This window comes from Kitasatospora sp. NBC_00458, assembly GCF_036013975.1.
Classification (GTDB): Bacteria; Actinomycetota; Actinomycetes; order Streptomycetales; family Streptomycetaceae; genus Kitasatospora.
Genome location: NZ_CP107904.1, coordinates 1,117,877 through 1,139,668 on the forward strand (window position 1 = coordinate 1,117,877; position 21,792 = coordinate 1,139,668).

Annotated in this window: 13 protein-coding genes and 1 riboswitch; of the genes, 11 read left to right on the forward strand and 2 right to left on the reverse strand. The window is 77.3% G+C overall.

Going from position 1 to position 21,792, the window contains the following annotated elements; translation table 11 throughout:
- Window positions 1-205 precede the first annotated feature (205 nt).
- A riboswitch (cobalamin riboswitch) is annotated at window positions 206-398 on the reverse strand.
- Between the two features lie 41 nt (window positions 399-439).
- Both OG550_RS03875 and OG550_RS03880 read right to left on the reverse strand, forming a co-directional pair.
- Window positions 440-4,582 carry a trypsin-like peptidase domain-containing protein gene (locus tag OG550_RS03875; RefSeq protein ID WP_327674501.1) on the reverse strand — a complete coding sequence of 1,381 codons (4,143 nt, stop codon included), beginning with the start codon at window positions 4,580-4,582 and terminating at the stop codon, window positions 440-442.
- Complete coding sequence (locus OG550_RS03880; RefSeq protein ID WP_327674503.1) at window positions 4,579-5,061, reverse strand: CU044_2847 family protein; 483 nt, start codon at window positions 5,059-5,061, stop codon at window positions 4,579-4,581. The genes OG550_RS03875 and OG550_RS03880 overlap by 4 nt, the downstream gene beginning before the upstream one ends.
- A gap of 312 nt (window positions 5,062-5,373) precedes the next feature.
- On the opposite strand from OG550_RS03880, the gene OG550_RS03885 reads away from it, so the two are divergent.
- Genes OG550_RS03885 through OG550_RS03935 form a run of 11 tightly spaced genes read left to right on the forward strand, consistent with a single transcriptional unit; the run spans window position 5,374 to window position 21,792 of the window.
- The gene (locus OG550_RS03885; RefSeq protein ID WP_327674505.1) at window positions 5,374-9,102 is read left to right on the forward strand and encodes a CHAT domain-containing protein; all 3,729 of its coding nucleotides are present in this window, start codon (window positions 5,374-5,376) and stop codon (window positions 9,100-9,102) included.
- A complete protein-coding gene (locus tag OG550_RS03890; protein ID WP_327674508.1) occupies window positions 9,099-9,938 on the forward strand; it encodes a hypothetical protein in 840 nt (279 codons plus the stop codon). Before OG550_RS03885 ends, OG550_RS03890 begins: the two co-directional genes overlap by 4 nt.
- Window positions 9,938-10,657 (forward strand): RES family NAD+ phosphorylase, encoded by a 720-nt coding sequence (locus OG550_RS03895; RefSeq protein WP_327674510.1) that lies wholly within the window; start codon window positions 9,938-9,940, stop codon window positions 10,655-10,657. The genes OG550_RS03890 and OG550_RS03895 overlap by 1 nt, the downstream gene beginning before the upstream one ends.
- Complete coding sequence (locus OG550_RS03900; RefSeq protein WP_327674512.1) at window positions 10,654-11,439, forward strand: vWA domain-containing protein; 786 nt, start codon at window positions 10,654-10,656, stop codon at window positions 11,437-11,439. The genes OG550_RS03895 and OG550_RS03900 overlap by 4 nt, the downstream gene beginning before the upstream one ends.
- Window positions 11,436-12,431 (forward strand): protein phosphatase 2C domain-containing protein, encoded by a 996-nt coding sequence (locus OG550_RS03905; protein ID WP_327674514.1) that lies wholly within the window; start codon window positions 11,436-11,438, stop codon window positions 12,429-12,431. Before OG550_RS03900 ends, OG550_RS03905 begins: the two co-directional genes overlap by 4 nt.
- Window positions 12,422-13,546: a hypothetical protein gene (locus OG550_RS03910; RefSeq protein ID WP_327674516.1), complete on the forward strand. Its 1,125-nt coding sequence runs from the start codon at window positions 12,422-12,424 to the stop codon at window positions 13,544-13,546. Before OG550_RS03905 ends, OG550_RS03910 begins: the two co-directional genes overlap by 10 nt.
- Entirely contained in the window at window positions 13,543-14,511 is a 969-nt protein-coding gene (locus OG550_RS03915) for a 4Fe-4S single cluster domain-containing protein (protein ID WP_327674517.1), read from the forward strand. Before OG550_RS03910 ends, OG550_RS03915 begins: the two co-directional genes overlap by 4 nt.
- On the forward strand, window positions 14,508-16,151 hold the full coding sequence (locus tag OG550_RS03920) for a hypothetical protein (protein WP_327674519.1): 1,644 nt from the start codon (window positions 14,508-14,510) through the stop codon (window positions 16,149-16,151). Before OG550_RS03915 ends, OG550_RS03920 begins: the two co-directional genes overlap by 4 nt.
- A complete protein-coding gene (locus tag OG550_RS03925; RefSeq protein ID WP_327674521.1) occupies window positions 16,148-18,337 on the forward strand; it encodes an AAA family ATPase in 2,190 nt (729 codons plus the stop codon). Before OG550_RS03920 ends, OG550_RS03925 begins: the two co-directional genes overlap by 4 nt.
- Entirely contained in the window at window positions 18,337-20,610 is a 2,274-nt protein-coding gene (locus OG550_RS03930; protein WP_327674523.1) for an Hsp70 family protein, read from the forward strand. The genes OG550_RS03925 and OG550_RS03930 overlap by 1 nt, the downstream gene beginning before the upstream one ends.
- A complete protein-coding gene (locus OG550_RS03935; RefSeq protein ID WP_327674525.1) occupies window positions 20,611-21,792 on the forward strand; it encodes a TRAFAC clade GTPase domain-containing protein in 1,182 nt (393 codons plus the stop codon).

Genomic DNA, 21,792 nt, shown 5'->3' on the forward strand with positions numbered 1-21,792 from the left:
CTTCTCTCGTCTGGGGTGGGGAGAGGAGGAATGGAGGACTCCGCCCACGGCGGCACGCCGCGCGGTGGCGCGGCGGGGCGGCCGTCGGCGGGGTGCGACAGGCGGACCGTCAGAGCAGGTGGGCCCCGGCGGGCGGCACAGGACGGCCGGGGGCGGTGGAACGGGAGCAGCCCGGAGTCATGCGTGTCGTCTCCATCCTCGTGGAAAACACGGACCGTCCGCGGCCGGTATCCTGACTCCCGGATCGACGCCCGCCCGCGGGCCTTCCCGGCTGGCTGCCAGTGGCCGTGTCCTGCGTGGACGGACTCCCCGGTCACAGTGGCGGGACCGTGCCGGACTCACACCGGCTTCCCTGACACCGCGGACCTTTCCACGACCATATAGTCGGACGTCCTAGTAAGTCCAGGGCCCCACGCGGACGACGGGCGACCCGCCCTCCCTACCCGGCACCGGGCAGGGCCGCCGCCGGCCGGTCGTCGGCGCCGCGCAGCTCCAGGAAGAGCCAGGCCTCCCTGACCGGCGGATACCGCGTGTCGGCCGTGAGCAGGACCTCCGCCTGTCGGCAGGCCTCCTCCACCGGTACGGCACCCTCCCGATGACGGGCGAGCACGTCGCGCAGCCGCTCCAGCTCCTCACTGGTCGGCGCCTCCTCCGAACCGGCCCCGCCCTCCGGCAGGTCCCCGGCCTCCGGGGCGCCCTCGTCCGCCCCGACCGGCCGGTCCACCCGGCCCAGCTCCCCGGGCCGACCGGCGGACGCCTCGCCGTCCCCGCCGCCCGCCACCAGCACGTCCGGGAACAGCCGCACGGCGGCGTGCCGCAGCAGGACCTCGGTCCGCAGCAGCGCCGGAACGTCCGCGCCGACCGCCGTGGACCCGGCCGCCGCAGGCCCGGCCGACCGGAGCGCCGCCAGGGCCCGGTCCAGGGTGAAGCCGGCGTTCCGATGGGAGCCCGCCCGCATGTACAGCGCGCTCAACCTCACCAGGGCGTCCAGGATCCGGCCGCTCGTCCCCTCCCGGAGGCAGTGGTCGGCGGCGGCGTTGCAGAGCTCCGCCGCCGCCGCGAGGTCCCCGGTCGCCTCCGCCGCCTCGGCCGCGATGCCGCAGCAGGTCGCCGCGTCCAGCAGACGCCCCTGCCGCTCCCAGCGGTCCGCCGTGTCCCGGGCCGTGCGCACGGCCGCCGCGTACTCCCCCGTGAGCAGCTCGGCCCGGGACAGGTCGTGCCTGGCGGACGCCTGCTGGTACCCGTCGCCGTGGCGGTCGGCGAGCTCCACCGCACGCCGCCCCCAGAGGAGACCCGCGGGTCCGTCGTCCATCCGCAGCGCGATCAGGCAGTTGTTGGCGGCCACGGGCACCGCCGTCCGCCACCGGCCGAGCCCTTCGAGCGCATCCGCCGCCTCGACGCCCTCCGCCAGCGCCTCCGGGAAGCGCTCCTGCTCCCACCGGAGCAGGCTCAGCCGGAAACGCGCCTCGGCCGCCCGCTCGGGCAGCCCGTACGACCCGGCGATCCGGATCGCCTCCCGGGCCGATGCCTCGACCGCGTCGAAGGCCCGTTTCGCCAGCAGGGTCTCCGCGTTGAGCAGGCAGGCCTTCACGGCCTCCTCCGGCTCCCCCGCCTTCAGGTGCAGGGCGACCCGGGTCGCGTTGATCGCCAGGATGCCGTCGAGCTCGCCGCGCGCCAGGGCGAGGACGTGCAGACCGATCGCCAGCCGGGTGGCGAGGTCGAGCCAGTCGTGCTCCTGGGCCAGCCGCAGCGCGTCCTCGAACCGGGCCGGGTCGAGCTCGCCCGCCTGTCCGCCGTCCACGGTCTCATCGGTGATGCCGGCGATCGCGTCGCACAGGTAGGCCACCGATCGCTGCCGGAAGTCGCTTACGGCGTCCGGCTGTTCCTCCGCCGCGAGGCGCTCCAGCGCGTACAGCCGGACCAGGTCGAAGAGGGTGAAGGTGGCGAGCAGCGGCCGGTCCGGAACGCGGACGACCTCCTTCCCGGCGAGGCTGCGGTCCGCCAGCCGGTTGAGGAGGAGCTCCTGGCGCAGCGGCGGGGCTTCGAGGCCGTGGCCCAGCTCCGGCCCGGTGGTCGCCGAGCCAGGAGCGGCGGCGGTGTAGCGGAACACCCGCCGGGCCGGCCCGTCCAGCGCGTCGTAGCTCAGTCCGATGACCGCCCGCAGGGCCCGGTCACCGGCCTCCAGGTAGTCGAGCCGGGTGGTCTCCTCCTCCAGGACCTGCACCAGGTAGTCGAGGTCGAGGTCGGGATCGCTGGTCAGCCGGGCCCCGACCATCCGCAGCGCCATCGGCACGTCGTCGCACAGGTGGGCGAGCAGGTGGAGCGGGCGGTGGTCGGCCACGTGGTCGTCGCCGCACCAGGACAGCACCCGGACGGCCGCGTCACGGTGCAACGGGCCCACCGTGAAGACGAGTCCGGGATCGGCGTAGCCCTGCTGCCGGTCCCGCGAGGTGACGATGACCGCCCCGCCCGCGGCGGCCCGGGCGAGCGGCGCCACGTGGGCGGCGTCCCGGGCGTTGTCGAGGACCAGCAGGACGCCGCGGTCGCTCAGGGCGCCCGTGAAGGCCGCGAAGAGGTGGGCGTCGTCCATCGCGCCGGAGCCGAGGTCGAGACCGAGCGCCTCGGTCACCACCCGGACGACGGTCCGGGCGTCCCGGCACAGGCCGGGCTGCAGACCGAACAGGTCGAGGTGGAGGGCGCCCCCGGGGAAGTCGGGAGCGAGCCGGTGGGCGACCTCGACGGCCACGGCCGAGGTGCCGACGCCGGGCTGACCGGCCAGGAAGGCGGTGGCCCGCCCGTAGCGGGCGTGGCGTCTGCGCAGTGCCCCGACGATCCGGTCGACCAGCTCCTCACGCCCCAGGAAGCACGGGTCCTGGTCCGGCAGCCGGGCCAACTGGGCTGCCACGGAGGCGAGATGACGTTGGGCCACGGCTCCGCCTGGCCCGTGGAGGCCCTCGACGCCACCGGTGGCGCCCGCTCCGCCGGGGATGCCCGCTCCCCCGGGGGCCGCGCCCGTGGAGGCCGCGCCTCCGGTGGCGGATCCGCCCTCCGGTTCCGAGGCGGGGGCGGTGAGGAGCGCCAGCGCGGTCGAGGTGCCGCGCAGCGGCGGCAGCTGCTCCGCCACGGCGGCGAGGAACGTCCGCAGACCCGGCCCGCCCGCAGACCTGCGCCCGTTTCCGCTCGCGCTACCGGTCCCGCTCGCACCCCCGGTCCCGGTCCCGGTCCCGCCGGTCAGGGCAGCGGCGAGATGGCGCCGCCCGGTGGCCGACAGCCGGGCGAACAGCGGCTCGGCCAGCGCGTCCACCAGAGCCGCCCGGAACGCGTCGAGCAGCGCGGAGAGCCGGTCCGCACCGCCGGACGCAGTGGAGGCTCCGGACCCCTCGGGCTCGGCCTGCACGTCGAGCTCGGCCTGCGCGTCCACCGGGACCGGCGGGGCGAGCGGGACAAGCCAGCGGCGGCGAGCCTCGTCGTGCTCGGGCAGGGCCCGCAACAGCACCCGGGGGTCGAGTCCGTGCCGGCGCAGTCGACGCCGGAACGCCCACACCTCGGACACCTCGCCCGGCCCTCCGCCGAGGGTGCCCGCGGCCCGGCGGAGCAGTTGCTCCAGGACGACGACGAGGCCGCCCGTGCCGCGGGCGGCCTCGTCCAGCGCGGCCAGGACCTGGAAGACCTCCAGCGCCGCCTCGAACGGACCGGCCGACTCGCCGCCCGGGCCGGGCACGTCGTCCGCAGTCGGCCGGTCCGCCCGTACGCCGGTCGCGTTCGGTCCGCTCGCGCCGCTCGCGCCGTTCGGTCCGTTCACGCCGGGTGCGGGCGCCCACCCCGCCGTCACGGCGGTCGCCGCGACGGCGTTCACCCGGTCGGTGAGCACCACCTGGGTGTGCAGGGCCAGGCCGGGGACGCCGGCGAGCAGCGCGGCCAGGTCCTCCGTCCTCGCGGCCCAGACCGTGTCCCGCAGCCAGCCGTCCAGGCTGTTGTACCGCGCCGAGACGACGCCCACCACCAGGTTGTCGCGGATCCGCAGGACCGGCGCACCGCTCATCCCGGGCACCACCGAGTCGGCGCTGAACCTGCCCAGGGAGACCTGCCGGTCCGTCAGGGTGCCGCCCTGCCAGGCACCGGGGGCGTCGAGGTGCCGGTAGTCACGGCCCGGGTCGACGATCGTCGGGACACCCGTCACGAAGACGCCCGTCCGCAGCTCGACCCCGTCGGTGGGCAGCAGGCCCGCGACGGAACCGGCCAGCGGCTCGGCACAGCGCAGCACGGCAAGGTCCCACACCGGTCCGGTCGCCACGACGTCCGCCGCCCGGACACCCGCCTGCCCACCCGCCTGCCCACCCGTCGGACCCGCGGGCGGGCTCGCCGACGAGTCGGCGTCCGGACCGGCGAGCGGGTCGGCGAGCGGGTCGATCAGCACCCGGCCGCCGACCTCGGCGCACCCCAGGTCGGCGAGCACGTGCCACGCGGTGACGATGACGCCCGGGGCCACCTGGAAGCAGGTGCCGACCGGTTCACCCGCCGGGCCGAGGACCCGCCCGAGCGCCCCCGAACTGCGCGGCTCCCGGTAGGCGGCTGCCGTCACGCCTGCTCCGCCGGCCCGACGCGGCCGGCCGGCGCGGTGACCCCGGCAGCCCCGGAGCCGTCCGGCCCCTGAGCGGCCTGCGCGGCGTCGTCCTCGCCGTCCTCGTCGGACGCCTGCGCTTCCCCCTCGCCCGGCGCCACCGGGTCGGTCCCGCCACCCCGGCGGTACGTCAGCTTCACCTTCAGCGTCGCCTGTCCCGCCGTACTGGCCATCAGGACCGTGCCCTTGGCGGAGAAGCTGAGGCCGAACTCGACCTCCATCTCGTCCGGCCGGGCGGCCCGCCGGCCGGCCCCCTCGATCACCTGGACCGTGGAGGCGGCGATCTCGACGATGGCCTGCTGGGCCCGGGTGAAGGCGTCCCGCACCTGCTCGGCCGAGTCACCGAGCCGCGACGTGCCCTGTGTCCCGGCCACCGGTACGGTCTCGACCTCCAGGACGGCGTCGCCCACCTGCACCGTGATCGGAATTCCCGCTGCCACCGACTCTCCTGACCGTTCGTCGACGCGATCGGAACGGCGCTCACCCTACTGTCCCACCCGCACCGCCGCCTGCGATTCGGCGAGAAGCCCGGCCCCCGGCGCGCCGGGCCGAGCGGGCAAGCCCCCAGCGGTCCGGCCCCGTCCCGTCCGGGCCCGCGCGGGGGCGGATCCGGACGGGACGCAGGCGCCTGCGGGCGGAACGCGGTCGGTTCCCGGTTGGGATCCGGTCGCCGGGCCCGAGCGGGGTTCCGGCACCCCCGGGGCGGGCCATGATGTGGACGCCACGAGGCGCACGGACGACGGAGTCGCATCATGACGGTTGGTCAGAACGATCTTCCAGAGCCACAGTTCACCGACGGCAGCGGTCTTGCCGGGGTGCGTGCCTGGGCCCTGGACGCGACGGGGCGGGCCGAGGCGCTGCTGCTGCCCGACCCGTCCGGACCTCCCCGGCCGCGGATCGACGACCCGGTGGCCCACGACCGGCTGATCGGTGAACTCGGCGAGCTGGAGGGGCTGCTGGAAGCTGACGAGCCGATCCGTACCCTCCTCGCGGCGCGCCTCGGCGGCCTGCTCGCCGTCCGCCACAACAGGGGCGGCACGGAACCCGCCGACCGGCCCCGCGCCCTGCGGCTGCTCCGCGAGGCGCGGAGCGGCGGGACGCCGCTCACCGGTTGGGAGGCCCACCGGACCACCGTGTACCTCGCCACCCTGCTGTTCCCGGTGCCCCCCGCGAAGCGTCCCGGGGGCGCGGTGGACTTCTCCACCGTGATCGCCTGGCAGCTGGACAATACCGATGCCCTCGACTTCCGCGGCCCGGAGCTCACCGAACTGCGCGGACTGCTGGACGACCTGCGGGACGCCCCGCTGCCACCACACGTGCGCTTGCACCTGGACACCATGGCCATGGCGCTCGGTCTGGCCCACGGCAGTGCCGCCGACTTCGTCGCGGGCATCGGACCGCTGATCGACTCGCTGCCGCCGGACTTCCCCAACCTGAAGCAGCTACGGGTGATGCTCAGCCTCGCGTCCTCGTCCCTGCCCGCAGCCGCACCGCCCGTCGACCCCCCGGGTCCCGCCTACCGGGCAGCCACGGAACCGGCGCCCGCGAAGCCCGCGTCCACCGAGCCCGCGCCCGACGAACCGACGCCCACGGAATCCGTGCCCACCGAACCGCCCCGGCCCCGTCCACCGCTCGGAGCGGAGGCCGAACGCGAGGAGTTCGACCGGTCCATGGCGCTGGCGCTCGCCCTGGTGGAGATGACGGTGCCGGGCTCCCTCACGCCGGAGCAGCTGGCAGGGCTGGCGGAGCAGGTCCGGACCGGCCGGAGCCACGGCACCGGCGATCCCGCCGACGCGGCGCAGGACGCCCTGGCCTACACCGCGGCCACCATGGTCCCCGCACTGCGGCAGCGGGACCAGGACCTGATCGCCGACGTCCTCGGCGTCCTGCGGCAGGCCTCCGACGGAATGCCGCCCGGCAGCGACTGGCAGCAGATGCTCCACTCCATCGGCCCCGCCGTCCTGTCCACCGCGCAGTACGTCGGCGGGAACCTGGTCGACGCCGAGGCCGCGGAGCGGCAGTTCGCCGAGGTCCTGGGGCAGCTCGTCTCCCTCCCCGGGTCGTTCACCGCCCAGATCCGGGTCCTCGCCACGAGCCAGCGCAGCCGCCGGCTCCACCGCGCCGAGGACCGGGCGGGCGTCGAGGCCTGTCTCGCGGAACTCCTCGCCGTGCGGGAGTCCCTGCCGGAAGGCGACGACGCTTTGGGAGTCACCCTGCTGATGCTCGGAACCGTCCACCGGGACCTCTGGACGCTGACGCACGAGACGCAGACCCTGTGGGCCGGACTGCAGTACATGGAGGAGGGTCTGCGCCTACTGGAGGGCGCACCCGGCGACGGCGGGCTGCTGGAACCGCTGCGGATCACCCTCAGAACGGTCCGTGCCGGGCTCGAAGGCGATCTGGAGCTGCTCCGCGCGCCCCTGGAGCGGGAACCGTCCGGACGCCCGGCCAGCCTGATCACCCCGCAGGGCATGGGACAGCCGCTCACCGCGTACGCCAGCCACCTGAAGGCCGGACTCACCAAGTCCCGCGCCGACCAGGACCGCGCCGTCGAGGAGTTGGAGGAGGTCCGGCGGGGCGCGGCGGTCACCGGCACCTGGAAGCACTCCGACCTGCTCTGGGCCCTGGCCGAGGCCTACCGCGCCCGCGGTGACGCCGGCGACCGGGCGGCCGCGGCACAGGCCATGGTGGAGTCCTTCGAGGTGCTGACCGCCGACGTGCTGCTGGAGGTCGGGGCCGAGCACCGGCTGATCAAGGCCCGGGAGGGGGCCTCGCGTGCCCTCGCCGCAGCCCAGTGGGCAGGCTCCCAGGGGCAGGCCGAACGCGCGGTGACCATGCTGGAGCTCGGCCGGTCGATGGTGCTGCAGGCCGCCGCCGCCTCGGCCGAGGTACCCGAACTCCTGGCGGCACGCGGCCACGGCGAGCTGGCGGACGCGTGGCGGCGGGCCGAGTCGGCCCGGGACGGCGGCGCGGAGCAGCCGGTCCCGAGCCTGTTGCGGCGGCGGGCCCTGAACGCGCTCCGGGGCGGCCCGGGGCTGTTCGAGCCGCCGACCCTGGCGGAGCTGTCCGCCGGACTGCGGCCGGGCGAGACCGACGCCCTGGTGTATCTGCTGCCGGGCGCGGAGGGGACGCCCGGCATGGCGATCGTCCTGGGGCCGGACCTGGAGCCCGGGGTCCTCGCCCTGCCGCAGCTCGCCCTGGCGGAGCGCGCGCCGCTGGAGGCCTTCCTGGACGTGTCGGCGGAGCGCTCACGGCTGCGCCGCGCGGCCGCGGACGCCGGGGGCGCCGACGCGGCCGGAGCAGTCGAGGCCGCCTGGGAGCAGGCGCTCGACGACCTGTGCGACTGGGCCTGGCCGGCCGTCGTCGGTCCCGTCCTGCTCGGCATCGCCGAGCGGCTGGAGGCCAACCCGGACCGGCACCGGGGACGGCCCGGTCCGCCCCGGGTCGTGCTGGTCCCCTGCGGCAACCTCGGCGCCGTGCCCTGGCACGCCGCCCGGCTCCCGGAGGGCTCACGGCACCGCTACGCGTGCGGGATCATGGTGCTCTCGTACGCGGCCTCGGGCCGGGAGTTCCTGCGGGCGGCGGCCCGCGAGCGGCTCGCCCCGGGCGCCCGCACCGTCCTGGTGGCCGACCCGCGGATGGACCTCACCCAGGCCGAGCTGGAGGTCCTCGCCCTCCGCGACGGCTACTACCCGGATGCCGAACTCTACGGCGAGTACTACGAGTTGGATGGGGAGACGGCGGGAACGGGGACGCCGGACGAGGTGCTGGCGCTGCTCCCGGGCGGGGGCGGGCGGCCGCCGCTCTCGCTGCTGCACATCGCCTCGCACGGTTCGGCGGGTGTCCGGCCGACGGTCTCCGCGCTTGCGCTCGCCCTCCCCGACCCGGCGCATCCGGCGGTCACGAACGGAGGCGGGAACGGGAACGGCGGCGGGCCCGCAAACGGGGAGCCGCCGGTCGGCACCCCCGACCCGGGCATGCTCACCGTGACCCGCCTGCTGGACCGCCCCGCCGGGGCCGCGGCCCACCGGGCCGGGCCCCTGGTCGTCCTGAGCGCCTGCGAGACCGACCTCTCCACCCGCGACCACGACGAGGCGCTGACCCTGGCCACCGCGTTCCTGGCGAGCGGCGCGAAGGACGTGGTGGGTTCGCGCTGGACGACCCGGGACGGTGCCTCCGCGCTGATGATGGCGGTCTTCCACCACCACGTGGCGGTGGCCGGGCTCAGCCCGGCCGACGCACTGCGCGCGGCCCAGCTCTGGATGCTGGACCCGCACCGCGAACCCCCCGAGGGCCTCGACGGGGAGCTGCGGCGCGAGGCGGCGCAGCCCCACCTCGACCGGCTGCCGATCTGGGCGGCCTTCATCCACCAGGGCCACCCGGGGGCCGCGGACGGGGCGGCGGGCGGCACGGACGCCGACCCGGTCCGGGCGACGATCCGGCCGACGGCCGACGGGGCGCGACCGGAGGGGGCGGAATGAACCCGGAGGAACTGCTGGCACTGGTGCGGCAGCACTGGGCCGACATGCGGGCCATCCTGGACGACACGCACTACGGGCTGCTGATCGTCCGGCTGACCGCGCTGGCCGAGGCCCGGAGCGGCGGGCAGACCGATGAGCGGAGCACCCGGCGGGCGTTCCAGGGCGTCAGGCTCGTGCTGCTGACCCTGCCGCTGGACCACCCGGTGCGGATGGCCATCGACTCGACGCGGCTGGTCGCCGCCGACTCCGGGCCGACGGTCTCGTCGGCCCGGGACCTGCTGGCCTGGCTGGAGGGGACGGAGGCCGCAGCGGAGTTCAACGCGGAGTTCACCGCGGAGTTCGGCGCGGAGTTCGGCCCGGCCGCCGCGAACCCCGGGGTCGTGGCGGACACCGCCGCCATCATCGCCTTCGCGCAGCACCGCCTGCTCGCCGCTCCCTCGTTCGGCCCCGCCGAACTGGTCGCGCGCGGCCTGGACGCGCCCGCCCTGGCCGGAGCCGGCCTGCTGATCCGGCTGGTCGACGAGGAGGGTGAACCCCGCTACCCCGCCTTCCAGTTCCCCGCCCCGGGGCCGGACCCCGGCCGCGGCGGCGACCGCCCCGGCCCCGATCCCGGCCCCGATCCCGGCCCCGATCCCTTCCCCCTCCCCGGCACCGGCCCACTGCCGGTCGTCGCACGGATCAACCGGCTGCTGCTCGCCGAAGCGGACCCCTGGGGCGCCGCCGACTGGTGGCTCGGCGGAAACAGCTGGCTCGGCGGCACCCCGGCCGCACTGCTCGGACTGGTCTCGGACGAGCTGCTGACCGCGGCCGCCCTGTCCATGGTGGAGGGCGACTGATGCCCGCGTACCCCCCGCCCCGGGAGTCCGACGGCTTCCGGATGCGCCCGCACCTGCGGACCCTGCCCGCCGGCACCGAACTGTGGCGCTGCCACCGGACCGGACGCCCCGGCGCCGGGTTCAACCCGGTGCCGGCCGACTCCCACTTCGGCGGCAGCCGCTTCGACGGCACCATCGCCGACCCGTACTCCTTCCTGTACGCCGCGCCCGAGCCGGCCACCGCGCTCGCCGAGGTGCTGCTGCGCGCGATGCCCTTCGACGCCGGTACCGGGATGCGGCTGGTCCCCTACCGGGCGGTCGCCCAGCGCTCGCTGTCGGCGCTGCGCACCACCGTCGACCTGTGCCTCGTCGAGCTCGTCACCGAGGAGGACCTCGCCGCCGTCTGCCAGGACTCCTGGCTGCTGGAGACCGAGGGCCCCGGGTACGCGCAGACGCGGCGCTGGGCCACCGAGCTGAGGTCCCGGGCGCCGGAGGCGCAGGGCCTGCTCTGGCAGTCCCGGCGGCACCGGCCCCGCCCGGCCCTGGTGCTGTTCGGCGACCGCTGCGGCGAGGAGGCGCTGAAGAGCGCGTCCGGGACGGGACACGAGCTCGGCACCCCGGACGGGGTCGCACAGGTGAACCGGCTGTTCGCCCCGCTGCGGGCCGCGATCGTGCCGCCCGGGCCGCCCACCGGCCGCACCGCCGCCGACGGGCCCGCGAGGGCGGTGGACGCGCCGTGACCACGGACAGCGCGGGCGCGTACGGCGGCATCGGGTTCGGCCGCGGCCTGGACGAGCGGCAGCCGGTGATCGTCCTGCTGGACACCTCCGCCTCGATGAACCGCCCCGCGCACGCCCCGCCGATCGCCGACCTCAACCGGGCGCTCGCCCACGGGCTCGACTCGATCCGCGCCAGCGACCGGCTGCGCTCCAGGGTGGAGGTCTGCCTGGTCGCGTTCGACTCGCGGGTCCGGGTCTTCGACGCCGCCGCCGGGACCTTCCGGCCGCCGGAGGAGGCGGCCGACGAGGCGCTGTTCAGCCCGCTGGACGGGCTCCGCACGCCCGCCCTGACGGCGGGGGGCTTCACCTGCCTGGTGCCGGCCCTGCGGTTCGCCCTGGACGTCGCCCGCCGCCGCCACCGGGACCTCACGGCCCGCCGGGTCCCGGCGCTGCGGCCGCTGGTCTGGCTGATCACCGACGGCGCGCCGAGCGACGGCGCCGGTGTGCGGCTGGGCGCGGCCGAGCTCTCGGCCGTCGCCGAGGAGCTGCGGCGGGCGGAGCACGCCGAGGAGTGCGCCCTGCTCGTGATCGGGGTCAAGGGGGCCGACCTGGAGACCCTGGAGCTCCTGGCGCCGCGCGCCACCCACCTGCTGGAGAGGCTGGACTTCGGCCGGATCCTGGACCTGGTGTTCCAGAGCTCTGACCGGGCCGGCCGGGGCACGGCCGCGGAGGTCTCCGAACAGCTCGACGAGTACGCCGCGAACGCCGACGCCCTGGACAACCTGGAAGAGGAGTACCGGTGACCGGCCCGATCGTGGCGGGCGCCGTGGTCCAGGGCACGGCGCACCTGGCGCGCGGGCGCGGCTGCCAGGACGCGTTCAAGGCGGTGTCCGGCCAGGGCGGTCCCCCGCCCGGGGGCCGGGGGAACCCGCCGGTCGTGCTCGCCGTCGCGGACGGCGCGGGCAGTCGCGACCGCAGCGCGCTGGGGGCGCACCTCGCGGTGGACGCGGCCTGCCGGCTGCTCGCGGCCGGCGTGCCGCCGGCCGACGGCGACGCGGCGGCCTGGCGGGCGTGGATCGGCGAGCGGTCCGTCGCCGTGCTGGACGCGTACCTGCGCGCGGTGCGGGCCGTCCTCGCGGCCGACCGCCCGACCGGGGCGCCGCAGCCGGACGGGCCGGGCGTGGCGGACGGGCCCGGTGCGGCGGACGGGCCGGGCGGGACGGACGGGCCGGGCGGCGCGCACGCCCCGGACGAGGGCGCGTTGGCCGCGACCCTGGCGGCCGCCGTGCTCCGGCCGCCGTGGGTGGCCCTCCTCTCCGTCGGCGACTGCTTCGCCACCGTCCTGACCCGCCCCGGCAGCGGCGACGACCACGACGGCATCGGCACCGACGCCGAAGGCACCGACGGCGGCGACCGCGGTGGCGGCGACCGCGGTGCCGAACAGTGCCGCCTCGTCCTGCCGCCGCACACCCCGGCCGTCTTCCTCTCCTCCCCCGGCGCCCGCGACCGCCTCACCACCCTCGTCCTGCGGGAACCCGACCTCAGCGGCGTCGTCCTCGCCACCGACGGCTGCGCGCCGCTCGCACTGGACCACCCCTCCGCGCTCGGACTCCCGGACCGCCACGGCCCGCTCGCCGCACCGGACTTCTTCCGGCCGCTGGCCGCCGTGCTGCGCGCCAACGGCGGCGACGCCGCGCCGCTGCGCGCCCTGCTCTCCGGCCCGTCCGCGGGCCGCAGCGGCGACGACCTGACGGTGCTCTGCGCCCTGCTGCCGGACGGTGCCCGATGGCCGTGAGGGTGACGGCCGACGACGGCCGGCAGTGGTGGCTGACCGAACGAATCGGGTGGGGCGGCGAAGGCACGGTGTACGCCGTGGCCGACGTCCCGGCGCTGGTCGCCAAACTGGTACCGCGCCCGCCCGACCCCGCCGAGTACCGGGCCCGGATCGAGCGGCTGGTGCGCCGGCGGCGCGAGCCCCGCACCGTCCGGCTGCTCAGCGGCGCCGCCGCCGGGGCCGCCTGGCCGCGGGTCGCGGTCACCGCGGTGCGCGGCGGGGTGCACGGCTACCTGATGAGCGACCTGCGCGGCCGGTACCGGCCGCTGGCGGACCTGCTGGGGACGGACGGGCGCCGGACGGGGCTGCCGTCCGCCACCTGGCGGACCGCGCTGCGGGCGGCGGCCGGACTGGCCACGCTGCTGGCCGCCGCGCACGCGGAGGGCTACGTGGTCGGCGACCTCAAGCCGGACAACCTCTGGGTGGACCGGTCCGGCGCGGTCGGGATCGCGGACCTGGACTCCTGGCAGTTCACCGACCGCGGGCGGGAGTTCGCCTGCCGGATGCGCACGGCCGGGTACACGGCGCCGGAGACGGTGGCGGCGCCGGGTGCCCGGCGGACCGGGGCGGGCGACGACTTCGTCCTCGCGGTCCTCGTGCACCAGCTGCTGATGGCCGGACTGCACCCGTTCGCCGGCCTCCCCGCGGGCGGCGGCCGCTACGTCTCGCTGGACGACAACCTCGCGCACGGCCGCTGCCGGCTGACGGACCGCCGGTCCGTCGCGCTGCGGGGGCCGCTGCCGCCGGTCGACCTGCTGCCCGGCCGGATCGCGGCGCTGCTGCGCGCCGCCTTCGGGCCCGAGGGGCGGCTCCGCCCCGGCGACCGGCCGGAGGCCGCGGCCTGGGCCGCGGCCCTGCACGCGGAGCTGGCGGACGGCAGGCTGCGCGACTGCGCCGAGAACGGGCGTCACGTGTACACGGCGGAGCGGCCCTGGTGCCCGTGGTGCGACCTGGCGCGGCGGGGCCGCGAGGAGTACCCGCTCGCACCGGGCGGGGCGGTGCCCGACGGGGCGGCGGCCGACCGGTGGCCGCCGCGGGCGGGCCGGACGGCGGACACGACGTGGAGGACGGCATGAGCGGAACGGATCCACGGCTCTCGGTGGCGCGCACCCTCGACCGGTGCACCGTCCTCGGGCCCGGCCGGCGGGCGGTGCTCTGGGTCCAGGGCTGCCCGCTGCGGTGCCGGGGCTGCGTCGCGGCGGAGACCCTGCCGTTCACCGACGGACCGGGCCGACCGGTCTCCGAACTGGTCGGCTGGATAGCCGGGCTGCCCGGGATCGAGGGCGTCACGATCTCCGGCGGCGAGCCGTTCGCCCAGGCCGGGGCGCTGGTCGCGCTGCTGGACGGCGTCCGGGCGGCGCGGCCCGAACTGTCCGCGATGGCGTACTCCGGCTTCCGCCACGAGACCCTGCGGCGCGGCACCCCGGCGCAGCGCGCCCTGCTGGACCGGCTCGACCTGCTCGTCGACGGCCCGTACGTGGCCGCCCTGCACGCGGACCTGCGCTGGCGGGGATCGTCCAACCAGCGGATCCACCGGCTGTCGCCGCGCTACCCGGAGCCGGTGGCGGAACCCGACACGGGCGCGGGGATCGAGTTCTCCGTCGGCCTCGACGGTTCGCTCTCCTGGGCCGGGGTGCCGGCGGTCCCCGGCTTCCGGGAGGAGATCGAACGGCGCATCGAGGCCCGGGGATTCGCCCTCCGCGCCACCGCGCCCCCACCGGGCCCGGACCGCCGGACCCCGCGCGCCGGGCGCCCGCGCACCGCCGCCGCCCCGTACACGCCGACCGGGCCACAGGCCGATCCCCAGGCCGAACCGCAGACCGCGGGCCCGCGTACCGGCGGTCCGGAGGCACCGGCGCCGCACCCCCCGAGCGCCCGGCACACCCGACGGCCGGGACACCCGAACCCGGCACGCCCTGACGACAGCCGGAGCCCGGACAGCCGGACCCCGGACACCGACGCCCCCCATCCCCCGGCCGCACCACCGCACACCAACGGCCCGCGCACACCGGGCCGGCACACCGAAGGAGGCGGACAGTGAGCGGATCACCGATGTACAGCAGCGTCACGGTCGGAGCCTCGCGGCTCGCGGCCGAGGCCGCGCAGCGGCGGCGGCAGGCCGAGCGGCGGCGCCGGCTGGAGCAGGAGCGGGCGCGCGAGCGGGCCCGCCGCGCGGCGGCCAGGGCCAGGGCCCGCGCCGAGGCGGAGCGCCGCGCCGCCGCCCGGAACAAGGCCAGGAAGGAGGCCGAACGCCGCGAGCGGGACCGCAGGGCGCAGGCCATGGCCGAGGCGGACCGCCGGGCCGCCGAACGCCGTCAGCAGGAGGAGGCCGAGCGGGCCGGGCGGGTCACGGCCGTGCTGCGCGAGCAGGGCGCGGCGGCGGCCCGCGGCCTGGAGGAGGTGGCTGCCCTGATCGACACGGCGCGGACGGCGGCCGACCCGGCCGCCGTGCGGGAGCTGGCCGACCGGCTGGCCGACCTGCGGTCCCGCGCACTGCACCAGCCGGACGCCGCGCTCGGGGCGGAGGTCGAGCAGCTGCGCGGTCTGGCCCTCGCGCTGCGCCCCGGGGGCGCCGACCACGGCCGGCCCGCCGAGGCCGGGCAGGAGTACCAGATCGCCGCGCTGGAGCGGCAGTTCGCCACGCTCGCCGACACCGGACCGGAGGTCGACGCGGCCGGTGGCCGGCGGTGCGCCGAGCTGCTGCGCGACCTCCGGCAGGCCCTGATGGACCATCAGTCCCTGCGGGTGGAGGCACTGCTGGGCACCGCCGAGCACGAACTCGCCCGCCACACCGCCGCCGTGCAGGCCGCCCGCTCCGCCGCCCTCGCCGCCACCGCCCGGCGGCTGGCCGACGAACGGCACCGCAGATCGCAGGAGCAGGCCGCCGAACGGCAGCGGGAGGCGCAGCGGCGGGCCGCCGAACTGCAGCGCGAGGCCAGGGAGCAGGCCGCCGAGCGGCTGCGGCTGGAGGCCGAGCGGCAGGCCGCGGAGCTGGCCGCCGAACTGGCGGAGGCGGCCGACCGGCTCGCCGTGGTCGAGCGGACCGCGCGCGACGCCGCCCGGGACGCCGCCGACTTCGGGGAGACCGAGCTGCAGGAGCGGCTGCTCGCGGCCGTGCACCGGGTGACCGGCGCGCTCGGCGCCTCCTGGGGCGGGACGGCGCTGACCGCCGTCACGGAGCTGGAGCAGCTGCTCCCGGTGGCGGAGGCCAGGCTGGACGAGCTGCTGCTGGCGTACGAGCGGCGCGCCGAGCTGGCCGGGGTGCTCAAGGAGGCGATGGCCGGCGAGGGGCTGGCGTTCGCGGGCGGCGGCGACCTGGGGAAGGAGTTCGTGCTGGTCTTCGAGCGCCCGAACGGCGCCCGTTACGAGACGAGCGTCGGCAGTGCGACCGACGGGACCGCCGTCCTCAGCTACGTGGTGGAGGGCGAGTCGGACGTGGTCGTGGTGCCCGAGCGGGGCGAGGTGACCTGCGACCGGACCGAGGCGCTGCTGGACCGGGTGCACGAGGCGATGGGCGAGGGCGGCTACCACCCGGGCGAGCTCGACTGGGACGGCAAGCCGCCGCGCGGCGGCGGCCTGGCCGTCGGCCGGAGCGGCACGGCGACCACGGCCGCCACGGCCCGGCACGCGGCGGGCGGCGCCGACGGCGCCCCGAACGGCACGGCGCGGGGCGCCACATGAGCGGCGGACCCGGCACCGACCGGGGCGGAGCCGGCGGCGGGGGCGCCGGCGGCCGGAGCGTGGCCCGGGCGGAGGCGCCGCTCTGGGTGGCGGCGCTGCGCTGGGAGCTCCGGCGCGGGCGTCAGGTGATCCTCACCGGGCAGGTCCGGGACCGCTGGTGGTGGCGGGGCCGGCCGGTCCCGTTCCGTACCGTGCTGGCCCACGCACTGCACGGGTGCGGCGCCGACACGGTGGCCTGGTGGGACCCGGTGGGCGGTCTCGTCTTCCCGCTCGACGGCGACCAGGGGCGTTTCGAATCACTGGACCAGCGGCAGTCCGCGAGGGCTGCCGCCGCACGGCCGGCCACAGGGGAGTCGGCCGCGCACCCCGGCCCGGATGCCGCCCGGCATCCGGGCCGGGGCCCGGAGCCGGGACCGGGGGACGCCGACGATCCGGCGCGGCCCCCGGCCCGGCCCGACGGGGACGCCACCCGCCGCGGCGGGATCCGGCGGCTGGCCTCGGACGGCCTGTTCACCGCGCGGCCGGCCCGCCGGCTGGCCGCGGTGGACGACGCGCTCGCCGAGGCCCACCGGCTGGCGGCCTCCCCGGGGGCGGCGGTCGCCTTCGTCTTCGAGGACGTCGACCTCGCCCTGCCGCTGAACGAGTCCTCCTCCGTGCAGGGCTACCTGCGGCTGCGCGCCGCCATGTCCGACGCCGCCACCCCGCTGCCCCGGGACGCCTCCGGTCCGGCCGCCGCCACCGGGGCCGGTTCCGGCACCGTGAAGGCCGCCGACGGCCCCGCCGCGCCCTCGCCGACCGCCCGCAACGCGGTGGTCGCCGTGGTCGGCGACCTCTCCCGGCTGCCCGCCTGGCTCTACCGGGAGGACCCGCGGACGGTGGTGCTGCACGTCGGCGCGCCGGACCAGGCGGAGCGCCGCCGCTGGTTCGCCATGATCGGCGGGGAGTTCAACGGCGCGGAGGACGCCGGACCGGCGGAGTTCGAGGCGCTGGTCGGCGCGACCGACGGCATGGCGGGCTGGGAGCTGGACGCGCTGGCCCGGACCTCGCACATCCGCCACGTCCCGGTCCGGGAGCCGGGGCGGCTGCTGGAGCGCCACCGCATCAACGTCAACGTCGACCCGTGGAGCCAGATCGACCGCCGCACCGTCGCCGAGGCGGCCGGGGAGCTGGGCACCCGGGTGATCGGGCAGCGGACCGCCGTCGACGCGGTGGTGGGCGCCCTCCAGGCGGCCTACGTCGGGGTGGGGTTCGGCGGGTCCGGGGCGGCCCGGCCGCGCGGCTCGTTCTTCTTCGTCGGCCCGACCGGCGTCGGCAAGACCGAACTCGCCAAGTCCGTGGCCCAGTTGATCTTCGGCGATCCCAGTGCCTACGCGCGCTTCGACATGAGCGAGTACCAGCAGGAGCACGCGGCCGAGCGCCTGGCCGGCGCGCCGCCCGGCTTCATCGGCTACGACCAGGGCGGCGAACTCACCCGGCGGGTGCGGGAGCGTCCGTTCAGCGTGCTGCTCTTCGACGAGATCGAGAAGGCCCACCCGGCGGTGCTGGACAAGTTCCTGCAGATCCTTGAGGACGGCCGGCTCACCGACGGCCAGGGCCGCACGGCGTACTTCTCCCAGAGCCTGATCATCTTCACCTCCAACACCGGCGCGGGCGGCCTGCCCGCCCTGCTGGCCGAGCACGGTGACGACCTGCCGTACGAGGTGCTCCACGAGCACTTCACCGGCGCGGTGGAGGAGAAGTTCCGGGCGATCGGCCGACCCGAGATCTACGGGCGGCTCAAGCCCGGTGTGGTGGTCTTCGACATGCTCCGCACCGAGCACGTGGTGGGCATCGCCGACCGCCTGCTCGGCCAGCTCGCCGACTCCCTGCACGAACGCCACGGCGTCGAGCTGCTCCACGACCCGAAGACCGTCCACCCCTGGATCACCGGACGGATGGCCGACCCCGAGCGGCAGGCCTACGGCGGACGCCAGATCCGCAACGAGTTCGAGCCCGTCCTCGGCGCCGTGGTCCGGTACGTCATCGGGCAGGAGCCGCCCCGGGGGAGCCGGATCCGCCTGGGGATCGCCGACGACGGCACGGTGCGCGTGACACCCGACACCGCCGGGAGCGGGAACGACAGCGGGAACGACAGCGGGAACGACAGCGGGAACGGATACGGGCACGGGGACGGGGGAACCGGCTGATGCACGGCATCGACCTGGGCGACAGCTACGCCCGCATCGCCTGGCCGGGCCCCGACGGGGTGCCGGTGGTGACCGGCGCGACCGACGTCCCGGCCACGGTCGACGCCACCGGCCCGGACGGGCCCCGGCTCGCCCGGACGCCGGGCGCCCGGTCGGCCCGCGACCGGCTCTTCGCCGGCGCCGCGGGCCGGGCCCCGGGCCCCCCGTACGCCACCGACCCGGCCGGTGGGCCCGACCCCGTCCGGCCCGGCGGCCCGGACCCGCTCCGGGCCGCCGCACCGACCGCCCTCGTCCTGGCCGCCCTCGCCCGGCGCAGCCGGGAGTGCGGCGGCGGCGCCCCGCAGGAGGTGGCACTCGCACTGCCCGCCGCCGGGGGCGGCGGCGCGGAGCAGGCCCTGCGGCGGGCCGCCGAGCAGGCCGGGCTGCGGGTCGGCCAGGTCCTGCCGGAGTCGGTGGCCGCGGCGCTGCACTACGGCGCGGTCCGCGAGGGCGTCAGCCTCTCCGTCCTGGTGTACGACCAGGGCGCCACCAGCTCGGACCTGACCCTGCTCGCCGTCGACGGGGACCGCACCGTCCGCGTCCTGGAGACCGCCACCCGGCGGCTCGGCGGCGACGACTGGGACGCGGCGGTCGCCCGGGAGCTGCTGCGCCGGCTCGGCTCCCCCGGCGCGCCGGTCGGCCCGCTGCTCCCGCTCGCGGAACGCCTCCGGCTCGCGCTCGGCGAGGCACCGGAGGCGTGGCAGCGGGTGCGCTGGGAGGGCGGGGAGCACGAGGTCTCGCTCGACCGGGAGACCCTCGGACGGCTCGTCGAGCCGCTGCGCGAGGCGGGCGCGGACGCCGTCGGCGCCCTGCTCGACTCCGTCCGGGAGCGCGGCGGGGACGTCCCGGGGACCCTGCTTCTGGCGGGCGGGCTGAGCGCCGCCCCGGGGACGGACGGGTGGTTCGAGGAGCGCTGCGGACTCACCGTCCGCTCGCGGGCGCCCGGGGCCGCGGTGGCGGGCGGGCTGGCGCTCACCGGGGGGTTCGGCCTGCTCCGGGTGCTCACCGGCGGCCCGGCGGCCCGGCCGCGGCCGGGCGGGGGCGAGCGCGGTCCGCGCGGGTGGGACGGCGGGCCCGCCGGGTGGCCGGCCCCGCCGTCGGGGCACGAGCCCGAGGACCCCCTGCCGGGGGAGGGCCACCCCGGGAAGCCCCGGGCCGGAACCGGGTGGCCCGACATGCCGTGGTCCGAAGCGCCGCGTCCCGAGTCCCAGCGGTCCGAGTCCCCGCACCCGCTGGCCCCGCGTCCGCAGGCCCCGCACCCCGAGGCAGCGGCCCCCGAGGCCCCGCGGTCCGAGCCGCCGTGGCCTGGGCCGCCGCAGCCCGAGCAGCCGTGGCCCGGAGCCGCCGCCGCGCCCCCGCACGAGGAGCCGTGGCAGTCCCCGGCCGAACCTCCCGGACACCTGGGCGCGCCCGGACCGGCCGGTCCCGGTGAGCCGGCGTCACCCCCCGGCCCGTCGCCCCGCACCACGCCCCGGCCCCCGACCGCCCCCGACCCCGCCACCACCGCCGGCGCCGCACCCCCGCCCACCGCTTCCACCCCCACCCCCGCCTCCACCTCCACCTCCACCTCCACCGGCCGGACCCTCCACCCCGGACCGGTCCACCAGCTGCGCGCCACCCGCCGCGACGACCACCTCCTGATCGTCTGGTCCTGGCCCCCCGACAGCCGCCAGGCCCGGGTGCGCTGGACGCTGGACGCCCCCGACCCCACCGGCCTCCCCCAGGGCGGGGACGTCCGCTGCGGCCGCCGGTCCTACCAGCACGACGGCGGACTCGACCTGCGGGTCGGACGCGGCGCCCTCACCGTGACCGTGGAGGCGCTCACCCCCCACCCGGCCGAGCCGCTCGCCGAACCCTCGGCACTGCTCCTGCCCGCCCGGCCGCCGGTGGTCCGCTACGAGGCCGTCGTCCGGCGCGGACTGCGCGGCCGGACGGCCCGGCTGACCTTCGTCGCCGACACCTCCTGCGAGCTGCCCGCCCTCCAGGTGGTGCACGGCCTCGGCCGGATCTGCCCCGGCAGCGCCGCCGACGGGACGGTGCTGCGCGAACTGCCCGCCCGGCGGCTGGACGCGCGGACCCCGTTCACCGTCGAACTGCCCTTCCCCGCCACCCGGGGCGCCTCCTGGCTGATCTGCCTGCCGCTCACCCCGGGCGACCCGGGCGACCCGGAGCCCCCGGACACCCCCACCGCCGAACTCCGTCCCGCCTCCCTGCACCGACTGAAGGTGACCTGAATGGCCGCCGGCCTCGCCTGCCCCTACTGCTACGAGACCTTCACCGTCCGCGAGATCCTGTTCCGGTGCAGCGGCCGCCCCAGCCGCACCGGCCGCCGCTGCGCCTTCGAACGCGACCCGGTGCTCGCCGAACGGACCGGCCGGCGCGGCGACGTGGGCCCGGTCTTCCGCGCCGACGGACGGAAGCCGGCCGCCCCCTGCCCGACCTGCGGGGACGAGACGACGTACCGGATCTGCCCGGTCTGCCACAGCATGCTGCCGGTCCAGTTCGGCATGGTCGCCCACCGGCTGATCGCCATGGTCGGGGCGAAGGCCTCCGGCAAGACGGTCTACATGACCGTCCTGCTGCACGAGCTGATGAACCGGGTCGGTGCCGGTCTGGGCACCGCGCTGATGGCCACCGACGACGAGACGATCCGCCGCTTCGGCAGCGACTACGAGGAGCAGCTGTACCGGCACGGCCGGCTGTTCCAGGGCACCCGGACGGCGACGGCCAACGACGGCCGGGTGGAGCCGCTGGTGTTCCGCTTCAGCCGCAGCCGCGGCCGGCTGCACCGGTCCCGCCCGCAGCACAGCGTGCTGTCCTTCTTCGACACCGCGGGCGAGGACTTCAACTCGCGCGAGAACGTCGAACTGAACACCCGCTACCTGGCGAACGCCGACGGCGTCATCCTGATCCTCGACCCGCTGCAGATGCCCGGTGCCCGCCCGCTGGCCCGGCCGGGCACCGTGCTGCCGGGGTCCGAGGGGGTCGACGAACCGGTCAACGTGCTCAGCCGGGTGACGAACATGCTGATGGCCCGGCAGCAGGGCGCCTCCGGCCGGATCACCGTCCCGCTGGCGGTGGTCTTCGCCAAGCTCGACGCGTTCTGGGACACCCTCGACCCCGGCAGCCCGCTGCGCGGCCACCCGCCGGCCGGGGACCGCTTCGACACGGCCGACAGCCTCGACGTCCACGAGGAGGTCCGCCGGCTGCTCAAGGAGTGGGAGGGCGTGCGGATCGACCAGGACCTGGAGAACAGCTACCGGCGCTACCGCTACTTCGGGGTCTCCGCCCTGGGTGCCGGGCCGACCCGGGACGCCCTGGTCGCGCCCACCGGCATCCAGCCCTACCGGGTCACCGACCCGCTGCTGTGGCTGCTCAGCGAGTTCGGGGCCGTGCCCCGGCGGGGGCGGGGGTGA